General features: G+C 31.7%; 19 protein-coding genes. 7 read left to right on the plus strand and 12 right to left on the minus strand.

Features of this window, described 5'->3' with window-relative positions; all coding sequences use genetic code 11:
* The first annotated feature begins 6 nt into the window (after window positions 1–6).
* The 3 genes from AC3ATN_RS02130 to AC3ATN_RS02140 are packed head-to-tail and all read left to right on the plus strand — an operon-like array spanning window position 7 to window position 3,416.
* Window positions 7–1,263, plus strand: coding sequence for a cation:proton antiporter domain-containing protein (locus tag AC3ATN_RS02130; protein WP_487531567.1), 1,257 nt, complete (start codon window positions 7–9; stop codon window positions 1,261–1,263).
* Between the two features lie 24 nt (window positions 1,264–1,287).
* Window positions 1,288–2,271 (plus strand): porphobilinogen synthase, encoded by a 984-nt coding sequence (hemB, locus tag AC3ATN_RS02135; protein ID WP_487531568.1) that lies wholly within the window; start codon window positions 1,288–1,290, stop codon window positions 2,269–2,271.
* The gene (locus tag AC3ATN_RS02140; protein ID WP_487531569.1) at window positions 2,268–3,416 is read left to right on the plus strand and encodes a serine hydrolase domain-containing protein; all 1,149 of its coding nucleotides are present in this window, start codon (window positions 2,268–2,270) and stop codon (window positions 3,414–3,416) included. Before hemB ends, AC3ATN_RS02140 begins: the two co-directional genes overlap by 4 nt.
* Before the next feature lie 7 nt (window positions 3,417–3,423).
* Here AC3ATN_RS02140 and AC3ATN_RS02145 read toward each other — a convergent pair whose 3' ends face one another.
* Genes AC3ATN_RS02145 through AC3ATN_RS02160 form a run of 4 tightly spaced genes read right to left on the minus strand, consistent with a single transcriptional unit; the run spans window position 3,424 to window position 7,722 of the window.
* The gene (locus AC3ATN_RS02145) at window positions 3,424–4,461 is read right to left on the minus strand and encodes an aldo/keto reductase (protein WP_487531571.1); all 1,038 of its coding nucleotides are present in this window, start codon (window positions 4,459–4,461) and stop codon (window positions 3,424–3,426) included.
* A 1-nt stretch (window position 4,462) separates the two neighbouring features.
* Window positions 4,463–5,359 (minus strand): OmpA/MotB family protein, encoded by an 897-nt coding sequence (locus AC3ATN_RS02150; RefSeq protein WP_487531572.1) that lies wholly within the window; start codon window positions 5,357–5,359, stop codon window positions 4,463–4,465.
* Window positions 5,360–5,368: 9 nt separating this feature from the next.
* Window positions 5,369–6,130 carry an exodeoxyribonuclease III gene (locus tag AC3ATN_RS02155; RefSeq protein WP_487531573.1) on the minus strand — a complete coding sequence of 254 codons (762 nt, stop codon included), beginning with the start codon at window positions 6,128–6,130 and terminating at the stop codon, window positions 5,369–5,371.
* 53 nt (window positions 6,131–6,183) lie between these two features.
* A complete protein-coding gene (locus tag AC3ATN_RS02160; RefSeq protein WP_487531574.1) occupies window positions 6,184–7,722 on the minus strand; it encodes a glycine--tRNA ligase in 1,539 nt (512 codons plus the stop codon).
* Window positions 7,723–8,059: 337 nt separating this feature from the next.
* Between AC3ATN_RS02160 and AC3ATN_RS02165 the strand changes: the two genes are divergently transcribed.
* Window positions 8,060–9,670: an Ig-like domain-containing domain gene (locus AC3ATN_RS02165; protein WP_487531575.1), complete on the plus strand. Its 1,611-nt coding sequence runs from the start codon at window positions 8,060–8,062 to the stop codon at window positions 9,668–9,670.
* Here AC3ATN_RS02165 and AC3ATN_RS02170 read toward each other — a convergent pair.
* Window positions 9,657–10,433 carry a nitrilase family protein gene (locus tag AC3ATN_RS02170; protein ID WP_487531577.1) on the minus strand — a complete coding sequence of 259 codons (777 nt, stop codon included), beginning with the start codon at window positions 10,431–10,433 and terminating at the stop codon, window positions 9,657–9,659. The genes AC3ATN_RS02165 and AC3ATN_RS02170 overlap by 14 nt on opposite strands.
* Before the next feature lie 36 nt (window positions 10,434–10,469).
* Here AC3ATN_RS02170 and AC3ATN_RS02175 point away from each other — a divergent pair, with 36 nt between their 5' ends.
* On the plus strand, window positions 10,470–11,621 hold the full coding sequence (locus AC3ATN_RS02175; RefSeq protein WP_487531579.1) for a serine hydrolase domain-containing protein: 1,152 nt from the start codon (window positions 10,470–10,472) through the stop codon (window positions 11,619–11,621).
* Window positions 11,622–11,624: 3 nt separating this feature from the next.
* Here the strand turns inward: AC3ATN_RS02175 and AC3ATN_RS02180 are convergent, their stop codons facing one another.
* The 4 genes from AC3ATN_RS02180 to AC3ATN_RS02195 all read right to left on the minus strand — a co-directional run bounded on the left by AC3ATN_RS02180 (window position 11,625) and on the right by AC3ATN_RS02195 (window position 17,971).
* Complete coding sequence (locus AC3ATN_RS02180; protein ID WP_487531581.1) at window positions 11,625–12,371, minus strand: succinate dehydrogenase/fumarate reductase iron-sulfur subunit; 747 nt, start codon at window positions 12,369–12,371, stop codon at window positions 11,625–11,627.
* 3 nt (window positions 12,372–12,374) lie between these two features.
* Entirely contained in the window at window positions 12,375–14,378 is a 2,004-nt protein-coding gene (locus tag AC3ATN_RS02185; protein WP_487531583.1) for a fumarate reductase/succinate dehydrogenase flavoprotein subunit, read from the minus strand.
* 3 nt (window positions 14,379–14,381) lie between these two features.
* Window positions 14,382–15,032, minus strand: coding sequence for a succinate dehydrogenase cytochrome b subunit (locus AC3ATN_RS02190; RefSeq protein WP_487531584.1), 651 nt, complete (start codon window positions 15,030–15,032; stop codon window positions 14,382–14,384).
* 116 nt (window positions 15,033–15,148) lie between these two features.
* Window positions 15,149–17,971 carry a glycosyl hydrolase gene (locus AC3ATN_RS02195; RefSeq protein ID WP_487531585.1) on the minus strand — a complete coding sequence of 941 codons (2,823 nt, stop codon included), beginning with the start codon at window positions 17,969–17,971 and terminating at the stop codon, window positions 15,149–15,151.
* A 92-nt stretch (window positions 17,972–18,063) separates the two neighbouring features.
* Between AC3ATN_RS02195 and AC3ATN_RS02200 the strand changes: the two genes are divergently transcribed.
* Window positions 18,064–19,359: an aminopeptidase P family protein gene (locus AC3ATN_RS02200; RefSeq protein ID WP_487531587.1), complete on the plus strand. Its 1,296-nt coding sequence runs from the start codon at window positions 18,064–18,066 to the stop codon at window positions 19,357–19,359.
* 133 nt (window positions 19,360–19,492) lie between these two features.
* Here the strand turns inward: AC3ATN_RS02200 and feoB are convergent, their stop codons facing one another.
* Genes feoB through AC3ATN_RS02215 form a run of 3 tightly spaced genes read right to left on the minus strand, consistent with a single transcriptional unit; the run spans window position 19,493 to window position 22,424 of the window.
* Window positions 19,493–21,589, minus strand: coding sequence for a ferrous iron transport protein B (gene feoB, locus AC3ATN_RS02205; protein WP_487531588.1), 2,097 nt, complete (start codon window positions 21,587–21,589; stop codon window positions 19,493–19,495).
* A gap of 1 nt (window position 21,590) precedes the next feature.
* Window positions 21,591–21,818: a FeoA family protein gene (locus AC3ATN_RS02210; protein ID WP_487531589.1), complete on the minus strand. Its 228-nt coding sequence runs from the start codon at window positions 21,816–21,818 to the stop codon at window positions 21,591–21,593.
* A gap of 54 nt (window positions 21,819–21,872) precedes the next feature.
* Window positions 21,873–22,424 carry an SCO family protein gene (locus AC3ATN_RS02215; protein ID WP_487531590.1) on the minus strand — a complete coding sequence of 184 codons (552 nt, stop codon included), beginning with the start codon at window positions 22,422–22,424 and terminating at the stop codon, window positions 21,873–21,875.
* A 254-nt stretch (window positions 22,425–22,678) separates the two neighbouring features.
* Between AC3ATN_RS02215 and rseP the strand changes: the two genes are divergently transcribed.
* Window positions 22,679–23,998, plus strand: coding sequence for an RIP metalloprotease RseP (gene rseP / locus AC3ATN_RS02220; RefSeq protein WP_487531591.1), 1,320 nt, complete (start codon window positions 22,679–22,681; stop codon window positions 23,996–23,998).
* The last annotated feature ends 32 nt before the right edge of the window (window positions 23,999–24,030 follow it).

Consider the following 24,030-nt stretch of genomic DNA (forward strand, 5'->3'; position numbering starts at 1 on the left):
ATTCATATGAACACTGGGACTATTTTAATCCTTCTTCCACTTTTAATCATTTTTTCTTATTTATTTGATTTAATAGCAAAGAAAACTAAATTTCCATCTGTGATTTTACTAATGGTCACAGGAATTATTGCTCGTACAGTTGCCGATAATTATGGGTTTGATAATGCAGTCTTATTAAATTATTTGATACCAGTATTAGGTACTATTGGTTTAATACTAATCGTTATGGAAGGTGCCTTGGAGTTAGAAATTAGAAAAGAAAAGTTGGCCCTTATTTTTTCTGGATTTCTTGCAGCTTCTATTATTTTGACAATAAACATAATCTTACTCAAAAGTTTCTTTATAAATATTCTTGAAATTCCTAAAAACCCTGCAATTTTGTATGCAATTCCTTTATCTATAATAAGTAGTGCAGTAGTAATTCCGTCAGCAAGCGGTCTTTTGACCAAAGACAAAGAATTTATTGTTTATGAATCAACCTTTTCAGACATCTTAGGAATTGTCTTTTTTAATTATTGTTTATATCAAATTGAGTCAAATGAACCACTAATCAGTTCAAAACCCATAATTCAACTAGGTTTTCAAATTGTAGGTATTATTTGTCTTTCTCTAATAATAACTTACTTTCTAGCAAAACTTATTCAGAAGATTGATCATAATGTAAAATTTTTTCTAATTCTTGCTCTATTAGTTTTAGTTTATGCTATTGGTAAGTATTTTCATTTCCCATCTCTTTTAACAATCTTCATTTTTGGAATATTTTTAGGAAATGGAGGGTATTTATTACCCAGCTTTATGACAAGCTCAATAGATGTTGAAGAAACAAAAAGTAGTTTACGTGAGTTTCATGTTTTAACGTCAGAATCTACGTTTTTAGTGCGTACTTTTTTCTTTTTATTTTTTGGATTTTCAATAACTATAGAAAGTTTCATCTCTTCACAACCTTATTTTTACGCATTGGCCATTTTAGCTATTATGTTTAGTGTTAGATATTTGTATTTTTCATTAACTACATTTAATTTTAATAATCCTATAACATATATGTCCCCTAGAGGGCTAATCAGCATCCTATTGTTTTTTCAATTGGATGCACTAACAGATATTAATCTAAAAACTATTGTAATTGATGAAAGAGTTTTACTGCTAGTTATATTACTTTCAATGCTTCTAATGTTGTTTGGAACCCTTAAAAAAGTAGATACAAAAGAAGACATTACTCTTGAAGTTGAAGCCCCTTTAAAGGATGAATTTGAAACTGATTAAATAATCAACTATAAAATAAAAAACATGTATCCATTAAATCGAAACCGAAGATTAAGAAGTTGCGCCTCGATAAGAAATCTTGTGAAAGAAACTCAACTTTCTGTTAATGATTTTATAGTACCTCTTTTTGTTGTTGAAGGAAAAAATATTAAAAAAGAGATTGTTTCAATGCCAGACTATTTCCAATGGAGTTTAGATTTACTTGATAAAGAAATTAAAGAACTTTGGAGATCCGGATTAAAAGCTGTTTTAGTTTTTGCAAAGATTGATGAAAGTTTAAAAGATAATAAGGGGACTGAGGCTTTAAATAATGACGGACTTATGCAAAGAGCAATCAAAACAATAAAAAATAGTGTTCCAGAAATGCTAGTTATGACAGATGTAGCTCTTGACCCATATTCTTCTTACGGACACGATGGTATTGTACAAAACTCAAATGTTTTAAACGACCCCACTAATAATATTCTTTCTGAAATGGCAGTTTCTCACGCTACTGCTGGAGCAAATTTTGTTGCCCCAAGTGATATGATGGATGGAAGAGTTTTAAAAATCCGACAAAGACTTGAAAATGAAGGTTTTTTTGAAGTGGGTATTATGAGCTACAGTGTTAAATATGCTTCTTCATTTTATGGTCCGTTTAGAAATGCATTAGATTCAGCTCCTAGTTTTGGAGACAAAAAAACCTATCAAATGGATTTTAGCAACAAAAAAGAAGCCCTTAACGAGGCTATTAAAGATGTTGAGGAGGGAGCAGATATAATAATGGTTAAGCCTGGAATAGCATATTTAGATATTATTAGTTTATTATATCAAAAAATTAATTCTCCTATTGCAGTATATCAAGTGAGTGGAGAATATTCAATGTTAAAAACTGCTGCCGAAAAAGGTTTTTTAGATTTTAATCAAGTAATGATGGAGCAATTATTTGCCTTTAAGCGAGCAGGTGCATCTATGATAGTAACTTATCATGCAAAGGATGCTGTTAAACTTTTAAATCAAAACTTTTGAAAAAAATACTAAAAACATTCTTTTTTGTATGCTTAATAACATTTGGTGGTCTTTATATATCAAATTACAGCTGGTTCCTCGAGGGTATTGCTAAAATATACTTTACCGGCCATACAACAAGTTATTTGTCGGATTACAAAGTCTTTGATAATAATGAAATTCCAGCATCTGAAAGTCCTCAGCCATGGCCAATACATAAAAAATACAATACTGTCAGTTCTTCTGAGGGTTTTGAATCATTGAATCGAAAAAACAAAACAGTTGCTTATCTAATAATTAAAAATGATAGTTTATTCTATGAAAAATATTATGATAATTATAAAATTGATTCAAAAAGTAATTCCTTTTCTATGTCCAAAAGTATTGTATCCATGCTTCTTGGTAAAGCTGTGATGGATGGGTACATTAAAGACCTAGATCAACCTGTTTATGATTTTTTACCTTCACTGAAAGGCCAATATTCTAAGGAGGTAACGTTAAGAGACCTAGTCAGCATGTCTTCTGGATTAGATTGGGAGGAAGAATATTATTCACCCTTTGCAATTACAGCCTCTGCATATTTTATAGATGATCTTTCTTCTCTAATTTTAAATCAAGGAATTGTTAACCAACCTGGAGAAAGTTTTAAATATTTAAGTGGTTCAACTCAGCTTCTTGGAATGGTAATAATTAAAGCTACTAATCAAAGTCTTAGTGATTATTTATATAAAAGTTTCTGGAATCCAATGGGTGCGGAAAATTCAGCTATTTGGCAAATTGACAGTAAATTAAATGGGACTGAAAAAGCATTCTGTTGCATTGCTTCAAACGCAAGAGACTTTGCTAGGTTTGGAAAACTATACAAAAACTTTGGACGTTGGAATAATGAAGTTCTGATTGATTCTTCTTATGTCTCTATGTCTATTTCACCTAGGTTTAAAAATAGTAAACAATACGGGTATTCTTGGTGGCTTGATAGCTATGAAGATCACAAGGTATTTTTAATGAGAGGACATTTGGGACAATACGTTATTGTTTTTCCTGACAAAAACTTAATTGTTGTTAGACTAGGCCATCTAAAAGGAGAGGACTCAATAGATCATAAAACAGGAGATGTTCATCTTTATTTAAATGAAGCTATTAAAATGACAGAAAATATTAAATAACAGATTTTTAAACAGCTGGGTTTGGTATTTTACTGTGAATGTTATCTATTTCAGATAATATTTCCTCTGAAAGTTTTATTTTATAACTCCCAATATTTTCTTTTAACTGAGTTAATGAAGTTGCTCCTATAATATTACTGACAACAAAGCTTCTTTCACTTACAAAAGAAAGTGCTAATTCAGTTAATGTAAGTCCATTTTCTTTAGCAAGCTCAAAATACATTTTTGTCGCTTTTGCACACTCAATACTTGTATACCTTTTATAATTTGGCATAACTTCTAATCTAGAACCTTTTGGTATAATTCCATCTATATACTTTCCTGTTAACACACCAAAACCTAAGGGTGAATAAGCTAAAAGACCTATGTTTTCTCGATGACAAATCTCAGAGTGGCCAGTTTCGAACTCTCTGCATAAAAGAGAGTATGCATTTTGAATTGAAACCATTCTGGGACGGTCTGCATTCGATGCACTTAAAAACTTCATCATGCCCCACGGGTTTTCATTTGACATTCCTATATGCCTAATTTTTCCAGATTTGACATGACCTTGCAATGTCTCTAAAACATTTTCAAAATTTTCAGTCCATGGATCATCTGGAGTAAAGGTAAACCCTCTTTTTCCAAACTTATTTGTTTTTCTCTCAGGCCAATGAAGCTGATACAAATCGATATAATCTGTTTTTAAACGCCTGAGGCTATTATGAAGAGCTTGATCAATATTTGATTTATTGTAACTCATATTTTTTCTAATATGAGAGCTAAAAGATTCAGGTCCAGCTATCTTTGAAGCTAAAATAATTTGGTCTCGTTTTTTATTTTTACTAATCCAGTTCCCAATAATCTCTTCTGTTGATCCGTAAGTTTTTGATTCAGCTGGAACTGGATATAACTCTGCTGTATCCCAAAAATTAACTCCCTGGTCAAAGGCATAATCCATTTGAGCGTGACCATCTGACTCGGTGTTTTGTTTACCCCAAGTCATGGTTCCTAGACATATTTTACTTACTCTCAAATTCGTGTTTGGTATCTTTTTATAATCCATTTTAATTTAAATTCTTCAATAACTCGCTTACAGTGTCAAGTTGTGGGCTTAAAATAACCTCAATCCTTCTATTGGCAGATTTACCTTTTTCATTACTGTTAGGTCCAACCGGAAGAAACTCACCTCTTCCTGCAGCTGTAATGTTTTGGGGTAAAATCTGTTTATTCTTTAATAATAATTGGACAATTGATATTGCTCGTTTTGTTGAAAGATCCCAATTATTTTTAATTGGTCCATTACCCGAATAGGGAACATCATCTGTGTGACCCTCAATCAATACATTTATTTCAGGATTTTTAGCTAACACACTAGACAATTGTGTAATGGCCTCTGTTCCCTCTTTACCCAGGGTCCAGCTTCCTGATTTAAATAAAAGTTTATTTTTCATTGAAACATAAACTTTACCATTTTTTTGCTCAACAGTTAGTCCTCTTCCTTCAAAATTCAAGAGAGCATCTAATAGGTTTTTTTTAAGGAGACTAAGTTTTTTTTCTTTTTCCAAAACACGCCTTTCTAACTCTCCTACCCTTGCAAGTCCTTTATTTAGCTCATATTGTACGACTGTTAAACTATCTAGTAGTGAGTTATTTTCAATGATTCTAGACTTAATATCAGAATCGCTTTTAGAAGCTAAAAACTCGTAATCATTTTGTAATTTAAATAATTCTGTTTTTTTAGAATTTAGGCTATCATTTGTTAATTTCAGCGTGTTAATTTTCAACTCTAATGCTCCAGACAGAGAATCAATCTTGATTTTAAGTGATTTATTTTCTTTTTGTGATAGTCTATAATTCAATTTTTGACTTGCGTATAGGTCTTCTATATCATTAAACGTCTTTAATGATACACAACCATTAATTAAAAAAGAAAAAAGTAATATTGGTAAAAGTGTTTTCATACTATAAAATTAAAATTTTAAAATTAATCCAACCGGGCAATGATCAGAGTGGTAAGCTTCAGGAACTATAAAAGAGCTCTCAATGTTAGGTAATAGTTCTTGACTAACTAAATTATAATCAATTCTCCAACCTTTATTATTTTCTCTAGAGTTTGCCCTATAACTCCACCAACTATAATTATTAGACTCTTTATTGAGAAGCCTATATGAGTCTATGAAGCCGTTTTTTAAAAAATTATCAAGCCATAAACGTTCTTCAGGCAAAAAACCAGAAATGTTTTTATTCCTTACAGGATCATGAATATCTATAGGCTTGTGACATATATTAAAATCACCAGATATAACAATTTTAGGAAAATCTTTTTTTAATTCATCTATATATTTTTGAAACTCTTTCATGAAACTAAATTTAAAACCAAGTCTCTTAATATTAGTTCCAGACGGAAGGTATAGGCTCATTACTGAACATTTATCAAAATCAACACGAAGAGTTCTTCCTTCGTTGTCCATTGCAGGTATACCAGTTCCGTAAGTTATTTTTTTTGGCATTTTTTTTGACAAAACTCCAACTCCACTATATCCTTTCTTTTGGGCTGAAAACCAGAAATTGTGATATCCTAATTCTTGAAAAATCTTTGTGTCTATTTGATTCTTTTGCGCTTTTATTTCTTGTATGCATACTACGTCTGCGTTAGATTTCTCAAGCCATTTTGGAAAATCTTTTTTTATTGCTGCACGAATACCATTAACATTGTATGATATAATTTTCATTGATTAAAGTAAAGGTTTCAATAATTGAATTTATTCATTATGTAGAAATTATTTTAATTTTTCTCAAGCCAGTTTTTAATATTTAGCTTGTCTTCTAAGAAAATAGCAATCTCATTTAATGAGATTCTTTCTTGAATCATGGTATCTCTATCTCTAATAGTTACTCTTTTATCTTCTAGAGATTGGTGATCAACAGTAATGCAATATGGTGTTCCAAGCGCATCTTGTCTTCGATATCTTCTTCCAACTGCATCTTTTTCGTCATAAGAAACATTGTATTTCCATTTTAATTCATCAAATATTTTTCTGGACATTTCGGGTAAACCATCTTTTTTAAGTAGTGGTAATATAGCGACTTTAGAAGGTGCTAAAATTGCTGGAAGTTTCAAGACTGTTCTTGTACTTCCCCCCTCTAAAACTTCTTCTCTTAAAGCCCATGAAAAAATCGCTAAAAACATACGGTCTAAACCAATTGATGTTTCTATAACGTATGGAGTGTGGTTTTCATTTTTTTTTGTATCAAAAAATTTAAGTTTTTTACCAGAAAACTCTTCATGTTTTGAAAGGTCAAAATCAGTTCGAGAATGAATTCCTTCTAACTCCTTAAATCCAAATGGAAATTTAAATTCAATATCAGAAGCAGCATCGGCATAATGTGCGAGTTTATCATGATCATGAAAACGATAATTTTCAGGGCCCATACCAAGAGAAAGATGCCAGTTAAGTCGAGCTTGCTTCCATTTTTCATACCACTTTTTTTGTTCTCCAGGAAAAACAAAAAATTGCATTTCCATCTGCTCAAATTCTCTCATTCTAAAAATAAATTGTCTAGCAACTATTTCATTTCTGAATGCTTTTCCAGTCTGGGCAATTCCAAATGGGATTTTCATTCTTCCAGTTTTTTGAACATTTAAAAAATTTACAAAAATACCCTGGGCAGTTTCAGGTCTTAAATATAAATCCATTGAAGAATCAGAGGATGCTCCAAGCTTTGTTCCAAACATTAAGTTAAATTGTTTGACTTCTGTCCAGTTTTTTGAACCCGATTCAGGACAAGCTATTTCCAATTCCTCAATCAAACTTTTAACATCTAAAAGATCTTCACTTTCAAGAGATTTATTTAGTCGACTGATTATTAAAGAAGCTTTTTTTTTGTATTCAATTACTCTTGAATTAGTTTCGATAAATTGATCTTTATTGAAATCTTCTCCAAAACGTTTAAAGGCCTTATTAACTTCTTTTTCAATTTTTAGTTCGATTTTAGAAACATAATCTTCGACTAAAACATCAGCACGATAACGTTTTTTTGAGTCTTTGTTATCAATTAGCGGATCATTAAAAGCATCAACATGTCCAGAAGCTTTCCAAATTTTAGGATGCATAAAAATAGCAGAGTCTAACCCTACAATATTTTCATTGAGTTGAACCATCGATTTCCACCAATATTCACGAATATTATTTTTTAATATAACACCATTTTGACCATAATCATAAATAGCATTTAAACCGTCATAAATTTCACTTGAAGGAAAAACAAAACCATATTCTTTTGCATGTGATATAGTTTTTTTAAAATGATCTGAGTTTTTCATAAATTAAAAGTTTTTTTATTAAACTCTTTGCAATTAGCTAAAAACCAAATTAATAAGCTGCTTGTCATCCCGAGAATTAACCAAAGACCTAAATTATCCATAATTTGACCTATGATAATGCTTAATGCTTGGCATAATCCAACTATTATGGAAATAAAAATATGTTTTTTATTTATCATGATTAATACAAAAATAGACCTTTTTAAGATCTTTACTAGAATGTGAAAACTAATTATAACTTAATAATTAATTGTTTATATTTTTGAAAAGATAGAAGGAGCAATATTTTAAGGCTAGCAAACATTATTATGTTATTTTTGTGAATCAAATAAGTTATATGTTTCGTGGCCGACTTTTAATTTTTTTATTTTTAATTCCTATTATTTTAAGCTGCGCCAAAAGAGGGAGTCCAACTGGAGGCTATAAAGACACTATACCTCCTGTCATGATAAATGCTTCTCCAAAGAATGAAACTACTTTTTTTAAGAGTAAAAAAATAACTCTAACATTCGATGAGTATTTAAAACTCAAAAATATAAATGAACAATTGATTGTTTCTCCCCCAATAGAAAGGAATCAATATAGTATTGAACCTGAGTCATCGATATCTAAAAAAATAAAAATTGAGTTTTCAGATAGTTTGAATTTAGCTGAAAACACAACTTATACATTTAATTTTGGTAGTAGTATTGAAGATAATAATGAGGAAAATATACTATCATTTTTCTCTTACACCCTTTCAACAGGAGCAGTTATTGATTCGCTTTTTTTAAAAGGAAAAGTAGCTGATGCATTTGAAGATACTAGTGAGGATTTTGTCTCATTGTACTTATATCCGATTGATAGCACCTATAAAGATTCAACTGTATATCTTGAAAAACCATTGTATGCTGCAAGCACATTAGATACCACATTATACCGTTTTCAAAATTTAAGAGAAGACAACTATAGATTAATAGCATTAAAAGATTATGGGAAAAACTATTTGTATGATGAAGGCATCGATAAGATTGGTTTTATTGATCAAAATGTTTTATTACCAGGTGACACAGTTTATAATTTTAAAATTTTTAAAGAACAAAAACCGTTTTTTTGGGATCGTCCTAAATATATTAACGACCACCACATAGTTTTTGGGTATTACGGCGTTCCTATGGATAATCCAGTGGAGTTAATCACCCCTGTTCCTGAGGGTTTTGAAACGTTCATCACTAAAGAAAGGGATAAGGATAGTTTAAACTTTTGGTTTCCTGAAATAGAAGCCGATTCTCTTCAATTTGCTCTCAAAACAAAAGATAGTACATATACCTTAAGTGTTAAGTTCTACAAGCCTGAATTAGACTCTCTTGTTGTTTCGTCAGATCAAAAAAATGGAATCGATTTAAACGATACTCTCAAATTTAAAAGCTCTCTCCCGATTACAGAAATGAATAAAAAGTATATATCGGTTATTAATAAGGACTCTATCTCTCTCGCATTTAACTTGATTTTAGATAAAAACAAAGATTTAATTCAGGTATATTTTGATCTTGAGCCAAACGATAAATACTCTGTTTCAATTCTTCCAAACGCATTTAAAGATTTATGGGGAGGAACCAACGATACGATTAATTTGTCCCTTCCAACAAAATCGTTTGACTCTTACGGCAAAATTAATTTAAGACTTAATTGGGAAATTAAAGAACAGGATTTTTTCTTAGAACTTTTAGATCTTAAAAATAATGTTATTAGAAGAAAATCAAAAGAAAATGATTTAATCAAATATACTTTTGAATTATTAAATCCTTCAAATTATAAAGCTAGAATTATTTTGGATGATAATAATAATGGAAAATGGGATACTGGGAACTATTTAAAAAAAATCCAACCAGAAAGAGTTATTTATTTTCCAGACACAATCGAATTAAGGGCTAACTGGGAAATGAATGAAGTGTTTATTTTAAAATAAAAGTGTCTTTATCTTCTAGAAAAGGTAAAGCAGATCTTGTCTTTTTCAAATGATTTTTATAAATTTTTAAAGGATAAATACCTGTTTTATTTTTTAAGTCTACTAGTTTTTTTCCTTGAGAGTCTATTAGCAGCGAGCGACCTGGATAATCATTTTTATTAGGATCTAAACCTATGCGATTAACTCCAATACAATAAGAAACATTTTCTATAGCTCTAGCAGTTATTAAACTTTTCCATGCCTTGATTCTAGGAGATGGCCAATTAGCTACGTAGATTAATAAATCGTAATTATCTGTGTTTCTTGACCAAATTGGGAAACGAAGATCGTAGCATATTCTTAAAAGTATTTTCCAGCCATCATAAATAATTAGACCATTATTAGATCCGGAACAATAAGCATTCCCTTCTCCTGCCATGTTAAAAGTATGTCGCTTATCATAGTGACTTACCAATCCATTTGGTTTTACAAATATAAATCTATTATAAAAGCATTTACCTACTTTAACAACTAAACTACCACATATTGCAGCACTTTTTATTTTTGAAAGTTTCTTTAACCAACTTAAAGTTTCCCCATTCATTGACTCAGCAACTTTTTCTGGCTCCATCGTAAAACCGGAGGTAAACATTTCAGGGAGAATGAATATATCTATTTTAGATTTTTGATTGATTATTATTTCATCAATGTACTTTCTGTTTTTATTTGGATTTTCCCAAGCTAAATCGATTTGAACTAAACCAATATTTAATTTTTCTTTCATAACTTAGAGTTGTAGCATAAATTATTAATCTAACATATGAGAAATTTAACTTTTTTATTTTTAATATCAATTTCATTTTATGTAAATGCCCAAAATTTTTATTATCCAGCTAAGAATGCTGAGTGGAAAGAACTTAGTCCAGATTTTTTTGGAATTAATAATTTAAAATTAGATAATGTTATCAGTTTTGCATTATCCAATGAATATTCTGGTAATTCTGATTTAAGAATTGCGATTTTAAAGGGGTTTGCAAGAGAACCCTTTCATAAAATTTTAGGCCCTACAAAAAAAAGAGGAGGGCCTGCTGGGATCATATTAAAAAATGGATACATAATTGGTAAATGGGGAGATTTAGATAGAGTAGATATGACTTTTAGTGTTACAAAAAGCTATCTTTCTTCCCTAGCAGGTATAGCATATGACAAAGGCCTTATACCAAGTTTAGATCAAAAGTTAAGTGAAGTAATTTGGGATAATACATTTAAGGGAAGTCATAATCAAAATATTACATGGTCCCATTTATTGAATCAGTCTTCAGATTGGTCAGGAGAATTATGGGGTATTTATGATTGGGGAGACAGACCAATTACTAAATCTATTGATAGTATGCGAAACCGTAAGCTCAATAAACCGGGTTCTCACTATAAGTATAATGATGTGAGGGTAAATGTTTTGGCCTACTCACTATTAAATGTTTTTAGAGAACCTCTACCTAAAGTTCTTAAAAACAACATAATGAATGAAATTGGAGCATCAACTACCTGGAGGTGGTACGGGTATGATAACTCGTGGGTAAATATTGATGGACAATGGGTTCAGTCAGTATCGGGAGGAGGTCATTCTGGAGGAGGAATTTTCATTAACACTCTTGATCATGCTCGTTTTGGTTTGTTGTTTTTATCAAATGGCAATTGGAATGGTAAACAAATATTAAGCAAAGAGTTTATTAAAAAAGCAATTTCACCATCGGAGACAAATCCAAATTATGGCTATATGTGGTGGTTAAATAATCCTGATGGAAAACGTTTTTTTAATAAAATACCTTCGAATGTTTTCTACGCTTCTGGATTTGGAGGGAATTATATAATTATAGTTCCTGATGAAAATTTAGTTGTTGTTACGAGATGGCTAGAGCCTAAAAAGCTTCAAGGCTTTATGAATAAACTCTTTGAGGCAATAAAAAAATAAAACCTAACTCTTTAAAAGAGTTGATAAATATTCCCTATTCATTCTAGCAATATTTTCTAAGGAAATTCCTTTAGGACATTCTACCTCACATGCACCTGTATTTGTGCAGTTTCCAAAGCCCTCCTCGTCCATTTGTTTTACCATATTTCTTACTCTGTCGGTTGCTTCAACTTTCCCTTGAGGTAATAATGAATATTGTGAAACCTTGGCTGAAACAAAAAGCATAGCAGATGCATTTTTACAACTAGCTACACAGGCTCCGCAACCTATACAAGTAGCGGCATCAAAAGCACGGTCTGCATCGTATTTTTCAATAGGTATTGAATTAGCATCCTGAGTATTTCCAGAGGTATTAACGCTTACAAAACCACCTGCCTGTTGAACTCGGTCAAAAGCTGACCTATCAACAACTAAGTCCTTGATAACAGGAAAAGCATTTGCTCTAAATGGTTCAATAGTTATTGTTTCACCATCTTTAAACTTTCTCATATGTAATTGACATGTTGTCACCAATCTATCCGGACCATGAGCTTCTCCATTTATAAACATTGAGCACATTCCACATATTCCTTCTCTGCAATCATGATCAAAAGCTACAGGTTGTTCCCCTTTATTTATAAGTTGATCATTTAAAAAATCCATCATCTCAAGAAAAGACATATCGGGTGATACGTCAGAAATCGGGTACTCTACCATTTTTCCCTTTGATTGAGAATTAGATTGACGCCATATTTTTAATTTTAAATTCATGTTTTATTTATATGATCGTGTTTTAACTTCTATCTCTTCATAATAAAGCATCTCTTTTCTTAACAAAGCCTCTGATGGCTCTCCTTTGTATTCCCATGCAGAAACAAAATTAAAAAAATCATCATCTCTTAGTGCCTCTCCCTCAGACGACTGAGATTCTTCTCTAAAATGCCCTCCACATGACTCAGTTCTCTCTAAAGCGTCTTTAGCAAACAATTCTCCAAGTTCTAAAAAATCGGCAACTCTTCCAGCTTTTGCTAATTCTTCATTGAACTCATTTAATCCTCCTGGAACTTTTACATTTTCATAAAAATCTTCTCTCAATGCCTTAATTTCACTCATTGCCTCTTTTAGCTCTTTTTCGTTTCTGGACATTCCACATTTATTCCACATTATCTTACCCAGTTTTCTATGATAGTAGTCGACAGAATTTTTTCCTTTATTATGAATAAATTTTGCTAATTGGACCCTTACTTCTTCTTCAGCTTTATTAAACTCTGGGGTATCGGTTGATATTTTTCCGGTACGGATTTCTTTGGAAAGATAATCTCCAATAGTATAAGGTAAAACAAAATATCCATCAGCCAAACCTTGCATCAAGGCTGAGGCTCCAAGCCTATTTGCTCCGTGATCTGAAAAGTTTGCCTCACCAATGGCATAGCATCCCGGAATTGAGGTCATTAAGTTGTAGTCTACCCAAACACCTCCCATTGTATAATGAACAGCTGGATAGATCATCATGGGAGTTTCATAAGGATCTTGATCAACAATTTTCTCATACATCTGGAACAAGTTTCCATATTTAGACTTTACAATTTTCTGACCTAATTTTCTTATTAACGATTTATCTTCTTCATCTAAGCCTTTTACATGCGCCTCTTCTTTTCCATATCTTTCTATTGCTGACGAAAAGTCTAAGTATACCGCCTCTCCAGTTTTATTTACGCCATAGCCTTCATCACACCTTTCTTTTGCTGCTCTAGAAGCAACATCTCTGGGGACAAGATTTCCAAATGCAGGATAACGTCTTTCCAAATAATAATCTCGATTTTCTTCACTTATTTCAGTTGGGCTCAAACTTCCTTCTCTTATAGCTTTAACATCTTCAATGTTTTTGGGAACCCATATTCTGCCATCATTTCGAAGAGATTCAGACATTAAAGTAAGTTTAGATTGGTGGTCGCCAGAAACAGGGATGCATGTTGGGTGTATTTGAGTAAAACAAGGATTAGCGAAGTGGGCTCCTTTTTTGTGTATTTTCCAGGCTGCAGTTACATTCGACCCCATAGCATTTGTAGATAAGAAAAAAACATTTCCATAGCCACCTGAAGCAATAACAACAGCATGTGCAGCATGTCTTTCTAGTTTTCCACTTACAAGGTTTCGTGTGATAACTCCCCTTGCTTTTCCATCAACAAGAACTAAGTCCATCATTTCATGACGGTTATACATTTTAATCTTTCCTCTTCCTATTTGACGATTCATCGCAGAATAGGCTCCTAAAAGTAATTGTTGTCCAGTCTGACCCTTGGCATAAAAAGTTCTTGATACCAATACGCCTCCAAATGATCTATTATCGAGTAATCCGCCATAGTCTCTAGCAAATGGGACGCCTTGTGCAACACATTGATCAATTATATTAGCAGAAACCTCAGCTAAACGGTAAACGTTCCCTTCTCTAGACCGATAGTCTCCTCCTTTAATCGTATCATAAAAAAGTCGATATGTTGAATCACCATCACCTTGATAGTTTTTTGCTGCGTTAATTCCTCCTTGAGCAGCTATCGAATGGGCTCTTCTTGGGGAGTCTTGGAAACAAAATGTTTTAACATTATATCCAAGCTCTGCAAGAGTTGCAGATGCAGATGCTCCTGCTAAACCTGTTCCAACAACTATTATATCTATTGATCTTTTATTTGCAGGACTTACAAGATCTATATTACTCTTATGATTAGTCCATTTTTCAGAAAGAGAACCTTTGGGTGTTTTTGAATCTATTTGTGCCATAGCTTAACCGTTTAAATGATGAAATATTGCGATAAAAACAAACCCTAATGGTATAATAAAAGAAAAAGCTACTGTAAACTTTTTTAAAACTACCGTAAACTTATTGTTGAATCCAACTGATTGGAAAGAAGAACTAAATCCGTGAAATAGATGAAGTGCTAAAAAAACAAAAGAGATTGAATAAATACCTACTCTTAAAGGACTATGAAATTTATGTACCAATTCTTCGTAATATCGATTTGGATCATCGGGAAGAACTTCTATGTATTTGTAATTCAATTCTGGCAACCAGAAGTCATAAAAGTGTAATCCTAAAAATGAAAGAATCACAAGACCCGAAATAATCATATTTCTTGACATCCAGGTTGCGTTTTCAGAACCTTTGAATGAAACATAACTATTTTTTCTCGCACTTCTATTTTTTATTTCTAAAATAAATCCCATTACAAAGTGAAATACAACACCGAAAATCAATATAGGTTGCAGAACAAACTGAACAAGAGGATTTGTTCCCATAAAATGTGAAATATAGTTAAACACCTCTTCACTAAAAACAGAAGTAAGATTTATAGTAAAGTGCTGCCCTAGAAAAACAACTAAAAACAAACCTGAAAGTGCCATAGCTACTTTTCTTGCTATCGATGATAAAGTCATACAGAAAATTACGTTAAACTCTTAATACAAAATTAAGTCACAATCACTAGACGACCAACCTTGTTTTGTTATTTTTAAAGAATCTTTATAATACCAAATAATGCAATTTAATTATATCAATTTATATTAAAATCTATGCTGTGGAGTTTCCCCTGTTTTTTTAAGTTAAAACTGTACTTACCTGGCAATAAATAATGCTTTTCATCGTCTCCTTTATGAAAGTTATTGTTTTTCAATTCTTTATTAATCGACAAATCATAATTGAATTCATTATAACCAGTATTTAAGATTATTTCTTTTTCATGTAATAGTATTCCGTTTTCTGAACGTATTGAAACTAAAAACTTACCGTCAGAACTTGACCAAATTGAAAACTTAAAAGATGGCTTATATATTTCTGACCATATAGCTCTTCTAGAGCCCCACCTTTTTAAAAAACGTATGGGCTCAACATCAAATAAATGTATCGACTTATTTAATATTTCTGGTTTCAATAATTGTATTAAACCTATATTACTTTTAAAAATTGATCTTCCGTGAGTTCCTATTATCAAATCGTTAACATCAGATTGAATTACTAGATCATGAACAGCAGCAGTAGTAAGACCCTTGTGAAATGCCTCCCATTTATTTCCGCCATCTATGGATATGTATACTCCTAAATCGTTCCCTAAATACAAGATATTTGAACTTTTAGGGTCTTCATAAATTACATTTATTGGACTATGAGGTAATCCATTAGATATTGTATTCCATGTTTTCCCATAATCGTTACTGACATATGCGTATGGCTTAAAATCATCTATTCGATATCCGTTAAGAGTTACATAAACACGTTTTTTAAAATGAGAAGATGCCACTACTCTACTAACCCACAAATCTTTAGGAAGATCATTAGAGATAATATCCCATTTTACTCCGCCATTTTTAGTCACTGAAATCTTTCCATCGTCACTACCCGTGAACAAGAGTCCAAATTTAAAAGGGGACTCTGAAATTGCAGTTATTGTTCCATAAGCTACATTTCCTTTTTTTCCTCCATACGTCAAGTCTTCAGAGATTAATCCCCACGAATTTCCCTTATTAAAGGACTGATGGAGTTTATTGCTACCTATATATATAATATCTTGGTTATGACTAGATAAAAGAATCGGAGTTTGCCAATTAAAACGAAAAGGAGGTTCTCCTAACTCATGTTTTGGCTGAATAGAATTCCTGTAAGAGTTATCGCTTTCTGCTAAATTTAATCTAAAGTAATTTCCAAATTGAAAACCTGTATATACAATATTTGAATTTCTCTTATCGATCTGAACTTGCATCCCATCTCCTCCTAAAATCATTTGCCAAGGGTTTTTACCTGTAGCTTGCCATCTTGAATCATCAGATGAATTATTAGCGCCTTTCCATACCCCATTATCTTGGAGTCCCCCATATACATTGTATGGCTTTTCATAATCTACATTAACAGAATAGAACTGGCCAGCATTTACAGAGTTGTTCTTAATCCAATTAACACCATTGTCGTATGTGATATTGACACCTCCGTCATTTCCATTAATTAAATGCCCTGGTTTTTCTGGATTAATCCATAATGCATGATGGTCAGAATGAACATTGTTTTTTCCTATAGAATAAAATGTCTTCCCTGCGTCGTCAGATGATAGAAGTGGAACTCCATAAATGTATATTTTATTTTGATTTTTTGGAGCTACATGAATATGCCCAAAATAATACCCATAACTATTATAAACTCCATCTAGAAATTCTTTGTGTGTTTTTTCCCATGTTAAACCTCCATCATTACTTTTGTAGACTTCAGGACCAATGACCGGGGTATCAAAAAGTTGGGAGTTTGCATCTTCTAAATAAACTGAAAAATCTAAAGGTCTTAGGCTCTCATTTTTAATCATTGCTTTTAAAGTTTCAACTTTGTATTTTTTTGGAAAACCATTATTTTTTAAAAATTTATTTAAATCTTGATTATCCAATGATAAAAAGGCTGATTTACTCATGGTTTTGAAATCATCTTTTGATAATACACTTTCAGAAGCTTGTTTTTCTTCTCTCCTAAACTGACTATCATGAATGGCATAAAGTATATCGTTATTAAAAACCGCCAAGCCAATTCTCCCAACTCCATTTCCAACTGGAAATCCACTATTAGGCAAACTAATTAGTTGCCAATTTTCTCCAAAATCTATACTTTTATAGATTCCAGAATATACCCCGCTCCCTTTAAAGTTCCAAGCTTTTCGATCTTTTTCCCAGGAAGTTGCAAAAATTATTGAAGGATCTTCCGGAGATTGATCCATGTCAATAATTCCAGTTTCATCATTAATGTATAATGTTTTTTTCCAGTCAACACCCCCGTTTATTGTAACATATATACCTCTAGCTTCACTTGAAGAATAAAGTGGGCCAGTAGATCCAACTATTATATGTTCAGGATTGTCTGGATTAATTATTATTTTCCCAATATGATGTGTTTTAGATAATCCATGATGAGTCCATGATTTACCATTGTCTTTAGTTCTCAAAATTCCAATTCCTGCATATGAAGATCTAGAAGAGTTATTTTCTCCAGTACCTACCCACAATGTTTTTGAAGGCCAGTGCATAGAAATCTCCCCAATATTTTGTGTGGGAGCATTATTCATTATTGGTTCAAAGCTAATTCCATTATCTTTTGTGTGCCATATTCCCCCCGAGGCATAAGCTACATAAAACTCTGTAGGTTCCTGTGGATTCACCTCTAAAGCAACAACTCTTCCACTCATTATTGAAGGACCTATCGCCTTAAAAGGTAAGTTTTTGAACCTAGATTTTTTTTGATTTAATAAATGAGATATACTAGATTCGTATATGTCTAATTCGACCGATTTAACTTGAGAAAAGACAAAGCAGCTAAATAACGAGATGAAAAATAATTTTTTTACCATGATTTTAGTTTCTATAATTTGTTAAATTAATAAAAAAATGGTTTGTAACTATTTATTTAAAACCTATTATCTTCGTTGTTAAAGATTTGTAAATGCGTTATACACCTATTTCACCATTAGTTTATCAAAAAAATAGATCTAATTTTTCAGACAGCCTAAATCAGAATGGGCTTGCAATATTTAACTCAAATGATATTTACCCTGTTAGCGCAGACAGTACATTACCTTTTGCTCAACATAGAGATATTTTTTATCTAACTGGAATTGATCAGGAAGAAACAATTTTATTGCTTTTTCCAGATGCTAAAAACCCAATACATAGAGAAATACTTTTTATTAAAGAAACCAATGATCATATTGCCGTTTGGGAGGGGGAGAAATTATCAAAAGAGAAAGCAAAAAGTATTTCTGGTATAGAAACAATACTTTGGATTTCAGATTTTGAAACTATTTTTTTTAAGTTGACTACTCAGTCTGATTTATTTTACTTTAATACTAATGAGCATTATAGAGCTTCTATTGTGACCCAAACCAGAGAAGATAGATTTATAGAATGGGCTAAAAAAAAATACCCTGCCCATAATGTTGCTAAAAGCAATCCAATTTTACAAAAATTAAGATCTATTAAATCTTTTGAAGAGATAGATCAAATTCAAACAGCATGTAATATTACTGAAAAAGGAATACGTAGATTGTTCAGGTTTATTAAGCCAGGAGTTTGGGAGTATGAAATTGAAGCTGAATTGTTACACGAGTTTCTAAGAAATAAATCTAAAGGTTTTGCCTATACACCAATAATTGCTTCAGGTAAAAACGCAAATGTTCTTCATTACATTAAGAACAACAACCAGTGCAAAGATGGAGAGTTAGTACTTTTGGATGTTGCTGCTGAATATGGTAATTACTCAAGTGATTTAACACGAACCTTACCTGTTTCAGGAAAATTTAGTGATCGTCAAAAAGCAATATATCGCGCAGTTCTAAATGTGAAAAAAGAGGCTACTAAATTATTAGTTCCCGGATCCTTTTGGGAAGATTATCATGTTGAAGTTGGAAAGATTATGACTTCAGAATTATTAAAACTGGGCCTACTTGACAAAGCTGATCTTCAAAATGAAAATCCTGAATCACCTGCATATAAAAAATACTTTATGCACGGAACATCTCATCACATGGGTCTTGATACTCACGATTACGGCCTTTTAAGTGATTCTTTTAAGGCAAATATGGTGTTTACGGTTGAACCTGGGATTTATATCCCTGAGGAGGGTTTTGGAATAAGATTAGAGGATGATGTTGTTATTCAAGAAAAAGGAGAACCAAGAAATTTAATGAAAAAAATTCCAATTGAAATTGAAGAAATTGAATTTCTAATGAATACTAATTAATGGCATCCACAATCTGGACCACAATCCTTATCCTTTTTAGATCTATATAATGGGCTGTTAAGTAGACTTTTGAGAACATATCTTAACGAAAAAAAACCGGTAATCAATACTAGAAAAGACTGAAAGTGTTCCATTATGACAATAATTGATACGCAATTAATGCAGCAATATATGCAATTATTGTCATTGACACTAATTGTAATAATGGCCATTTCCACGAGTTAGTTTCTCTACGCACAATAGCCAAAGTACTCATACATTGCATCGCAAAAGCATAAAAAAGAAGTAATGAAATTCCGGTAGGCAAATCAAACATTGGCTTCCCATTTGATTTTGATTCACTTTTCATTTTCTCCTTGATTGTCATTTCATTTTCTTGGCCAACACTATATATAGTAGCTAAAGTCCCAACAAAAACCTCACGAGCTGCAAATGAGGTTATAAGTGCTATCCCTATTTTCCAGTCGTAACCCAAGGGGCTTATAATTGGAGTTATTGATTTTCCCATAATTCCAATATAAGAATGCTCAAGCTTATAAGATCCAATTTCATATTCTAGAGTCTCAGATGACCATTCGACCGCCTTAGGGTCTGTTTTTACTATGTCTTCAGCATTTTTAAATTTGTCTCCAGGTCCAAAAGAAGCAAGACCCCAAAGGATAATTGAAATTGCTAAAATAATTTTTCCTGCTTCAAAAACAAATGCTTTAACTTTTTCTACAACGTTAATCAATACATTTCCCAAAAGAGGAATTTTATAATCTGGAAGCTCAACCACAAAATAGGTTTTATGATCTATTTTAAGAAACTTAGTCAAAATAGTGGAGGAGATTAAAGCAGTTAGAAATCCTAACATATATAAACTCATAAGTGTTATTCCTTGGATATTCATTCCTAACCATCTCTGATCAGGAATAACTAATGCTATAATAATTAAATAAACAGGGAGTCTTGCCGCACAAGTTGTAAATGGTACAACTAATATTGTGATTAATCTTTCTTTCCAATTTTCTATATTTCTTGTTGCCATTACTGCAGGGATAGCACATGCTGTCCCAGAAATTAATGGAATTACACTCTTACCACTTAAACCAAATTTTCGAAGCCCCCTATCCATTAAAAACACGACTCTACTCATATAGCCAGTTTCCTCTAGAACAGATATAAAAAGAAATAAAAAAGAAATTTGAGGAATGAAAATAATAACACCTCCAATTCCAGGAATAATACCCTCAGAAAGAAGATTAGTGAAAAGTCCAGGAGGAAAATTATTTTTAACACTTTCGCTCAGTGAAGCAAAAGTTGAATCAATAAAATCCATTGGATAACTACTCCAATCATATATAGACTGGAATATTATAAGCAATAAAAAAAAGAAAATCACATATCCCCAAAATTTATGAATCAGAACTCTATCTATTCGACTTCTTAAGTCGGTTGCCTTATCAATATTTATTGAGTATGTTAATTTTAAAATATCATTGATTTTTTGATATCTTTTTATTGTTTCCTTTTGTTGAAGTCTTTTAATTTTCTGATCAGGATGTGTTGAAAATCCATCAGAATTTTTAATTTTATTTCTATCTATCCCTCCAAAATTTGTGTCTTGAGTAATCACAAGCCAAAGTTTATATAAGGGCTCTTTTGGAAATATTTTTTGAAGACTTGTGAAATATTGTGAATCAATATTTTTTAAATCAAGACAATTTGATTTTGAAAGACTGCGATAGTTGATTATTAATTCTTTAAGTGTTTCAATTCCCTTATTCTCTCTAACACTGATTAATGCAATTTTTGTATCTAGTTTTTTTTCTAATAACTCCACATCAATCTGGATACCCTTTCCAACCATCCTATCTGACATGTTTATAGCTAGAATTGAAGGGATATTTAAATCCTTAACCTGAGTAAATAACAACAAGTTTCTTTTTAAATTTTCAACATCTGTAACAACAATTGCAACATCTGGATAATCACGATTGTTTTTATTCATCAATAATTCAAGAACCATACTCTCATCTATAGATGAGGCATTTATACTATATGTTCCAGGCAGATCTATCAAATGAGCATTAGACATTCTGTCTAAAATGCATTTACCTTCTTTCTTTTCAACTGTTATACCCGGGTAATTACCAACCTTCTGATTGAGTCCTGTTAATTTATTGAATACAGACGTTTTACCAGTATTTGGATTTCCGATTAAAGCAACATTTATCGATTTAATCATATTATTTAATGGAGTCAATAAAAATTTGAGTCGCTAAGTCTTTCCGAATAGCAATATGGGTGCCATCAACTTTGAGGTATAGTGGGTCGTTGAAAGGTGCTAAATGAAGCAACTCAACTTCATTACCCGGAAGGCATCCCATTTCAATCAATTTTAAAGGTAAATTGGCAGTTTCAAATTGAATTATTATGCCTTTTTCTCCAGGCACCAACTTGTCTAAAGACTTCATTTTTTAATGTTTCAAAAAAACAAAAATAGGTAATTTTATTTCTTGCGTTAGATTTTAATCAATTGAATATTCGTCTTTTAAAAGAAGAATATCTTTTCGTACTTCATCCATTTCTTCCATCACAGTTCCATCATAAAAACCTCTAATTCTTCTGTCTGGGTCAACTAAAATAAAATTTTCAGTATGAATCATGTCATACAAATTTCCATCATCATTTGTTTTTACGGCCAAATACGATTGTCTAGCTAAATCATATATTTCTTTTTTTGGACCTGTAACTAAGTGCCATTTACTATCAATGACTCCTTTTTCAACTGCATATTTCTTTAGCTGGGGAACTGAGTCAATTAAAGGCGTAACACTATGAGATAAGAGCATAACTGATGAGTCATTTTTAAAAGCTTTTTGAATAATTAACATATTATCTGTCATTATAGGACAAATAGAAGGGCACGTAGTAAAGAAAAAATCAGCTAAATAAATTTTATTTTCAAATGTTTTCTCAGTGATCCATTCATTATTTTGATTTTTGAGCTTGAAATCGGCAATTCGATGGAATTTTTTAATATGCTGGAGACTACTGTCTACAAGCTCAAAATTTATCATTGCAGGGCTATAAATGGGTAAAATTTTTTTTGGTTTTAATGCATCATAGAACAACAAGAAAATAATCAAACAGATAGATGAAAAGACGGATAAAAATACCTTGTATTTTAAAAAAAAATTTTTCAGTTTTTGTAAATTAAATATGCCTCATACAAATATACATAAAAGCAATATTGATTAACTAATATTAATGCCATTTGAGATTTTTATGGTCAACTAAAAAACACTAATTTTGGGCGCAAATAATATTTCATATGAGTTTATTTTTTATTAAGGGTTCTCAACTACTTTTGAGTTTATCACTACTAATTGTTTTGCACGAGCTAGGTCACTTTATCCCTGCAAAACTATTCAAAACTAGAGTTGAAAAATTCTATTTATTTTTTGATGTTAAATTTTCACTATTCAAGAAAAAAATTGGTGAAACTGTATACGGTATTGGATGGCTTCCTTTAGGAGGATACGTGAAAATAGCAGGAATGATTGATGAAAGTATGGATACCGAACATTTAAAAAAAGATCCAGAGCCATGGGAGTTTAGATCAAAACCTGCTTGGCAGCGATTGATCATAATGCTTGGTGGGGTTACTGTTAACCTCATTCTTGGTTTTTTAATCTACATGATGGTTGCATTTATTTGGGGCAAAACTATAATAACCAACGATGACTTGCCTGGAGGATACGAAATAGCTGATATAATGAAGCCCTACGGGTTTGAGGATGGTGATAAAATTTTAGAGGTAAACGGTGAAAATCTTGAGAATATCATTGATATCTCTAAATATTTATTTCTAAGAAATATTTCAACAGTAAAGGTTCAGCACTACAATGGAAAAAATGAAATCCTGTCTATTCCTGAAAATATTGGAACCCAAATGTTTGAGACCGGGAACATGATGCCATTTACTGCTCTGATTCAACCAATAATAGATTCAATTGAACCAAATTCTCCTGCCCAAAAAGCAGAATTAAAATCTGATGATTTAATATTGTCTGTAGACGGGAAATCAGTAATAAAGTGGCAAGATTTTACAAAATTAGTCAAAGAAAGTAAATCCAATACAATAGCGGTCAATATTAAAAGAAAGGGAATGGTTATTTCAAAAACTATTGAGCTTAGGGATGATAATACAATTGGAGTAGGGCTAAAAACACCCTCAATTACCCCTACCAAATTGAATTTTACTATTTCAGAAAGTATTTATAGAGGATACAATAAAGCTTATTGGACTCTTGTAGATTATATCTCTCAATTTAAATATGTTTTTTCAAAAAAAGGAGCTTCACAACTTGGGGGCTTTGGTTCTATTGGGGGACTTTTCCCTCCAACTTGGGACTGGCAAGGTTTCTGGGAAAGCACAGCTTTGATTTCCATTATATTAGCATTTATGAACCTATTACCAATTCCAGCTCTTGACGGAGGGCATGTAATGTTTCTCCTTTATGAAATTGCATCCGGAAGAAAGCCAAACGACAAATTCATGGAATACGCTCAAGTATTTGGGTTTTTTCTCTTAATGTCCCTTGTCTTATATGCGAATGGTAACGATGTTTATCGTGCAATCTTTGGGTAACTCTTATAAAAATATAAATATCTAAAGTCTAA

Source organism: Candidatus Marivariicella sp., assembly GCF_983056325.1.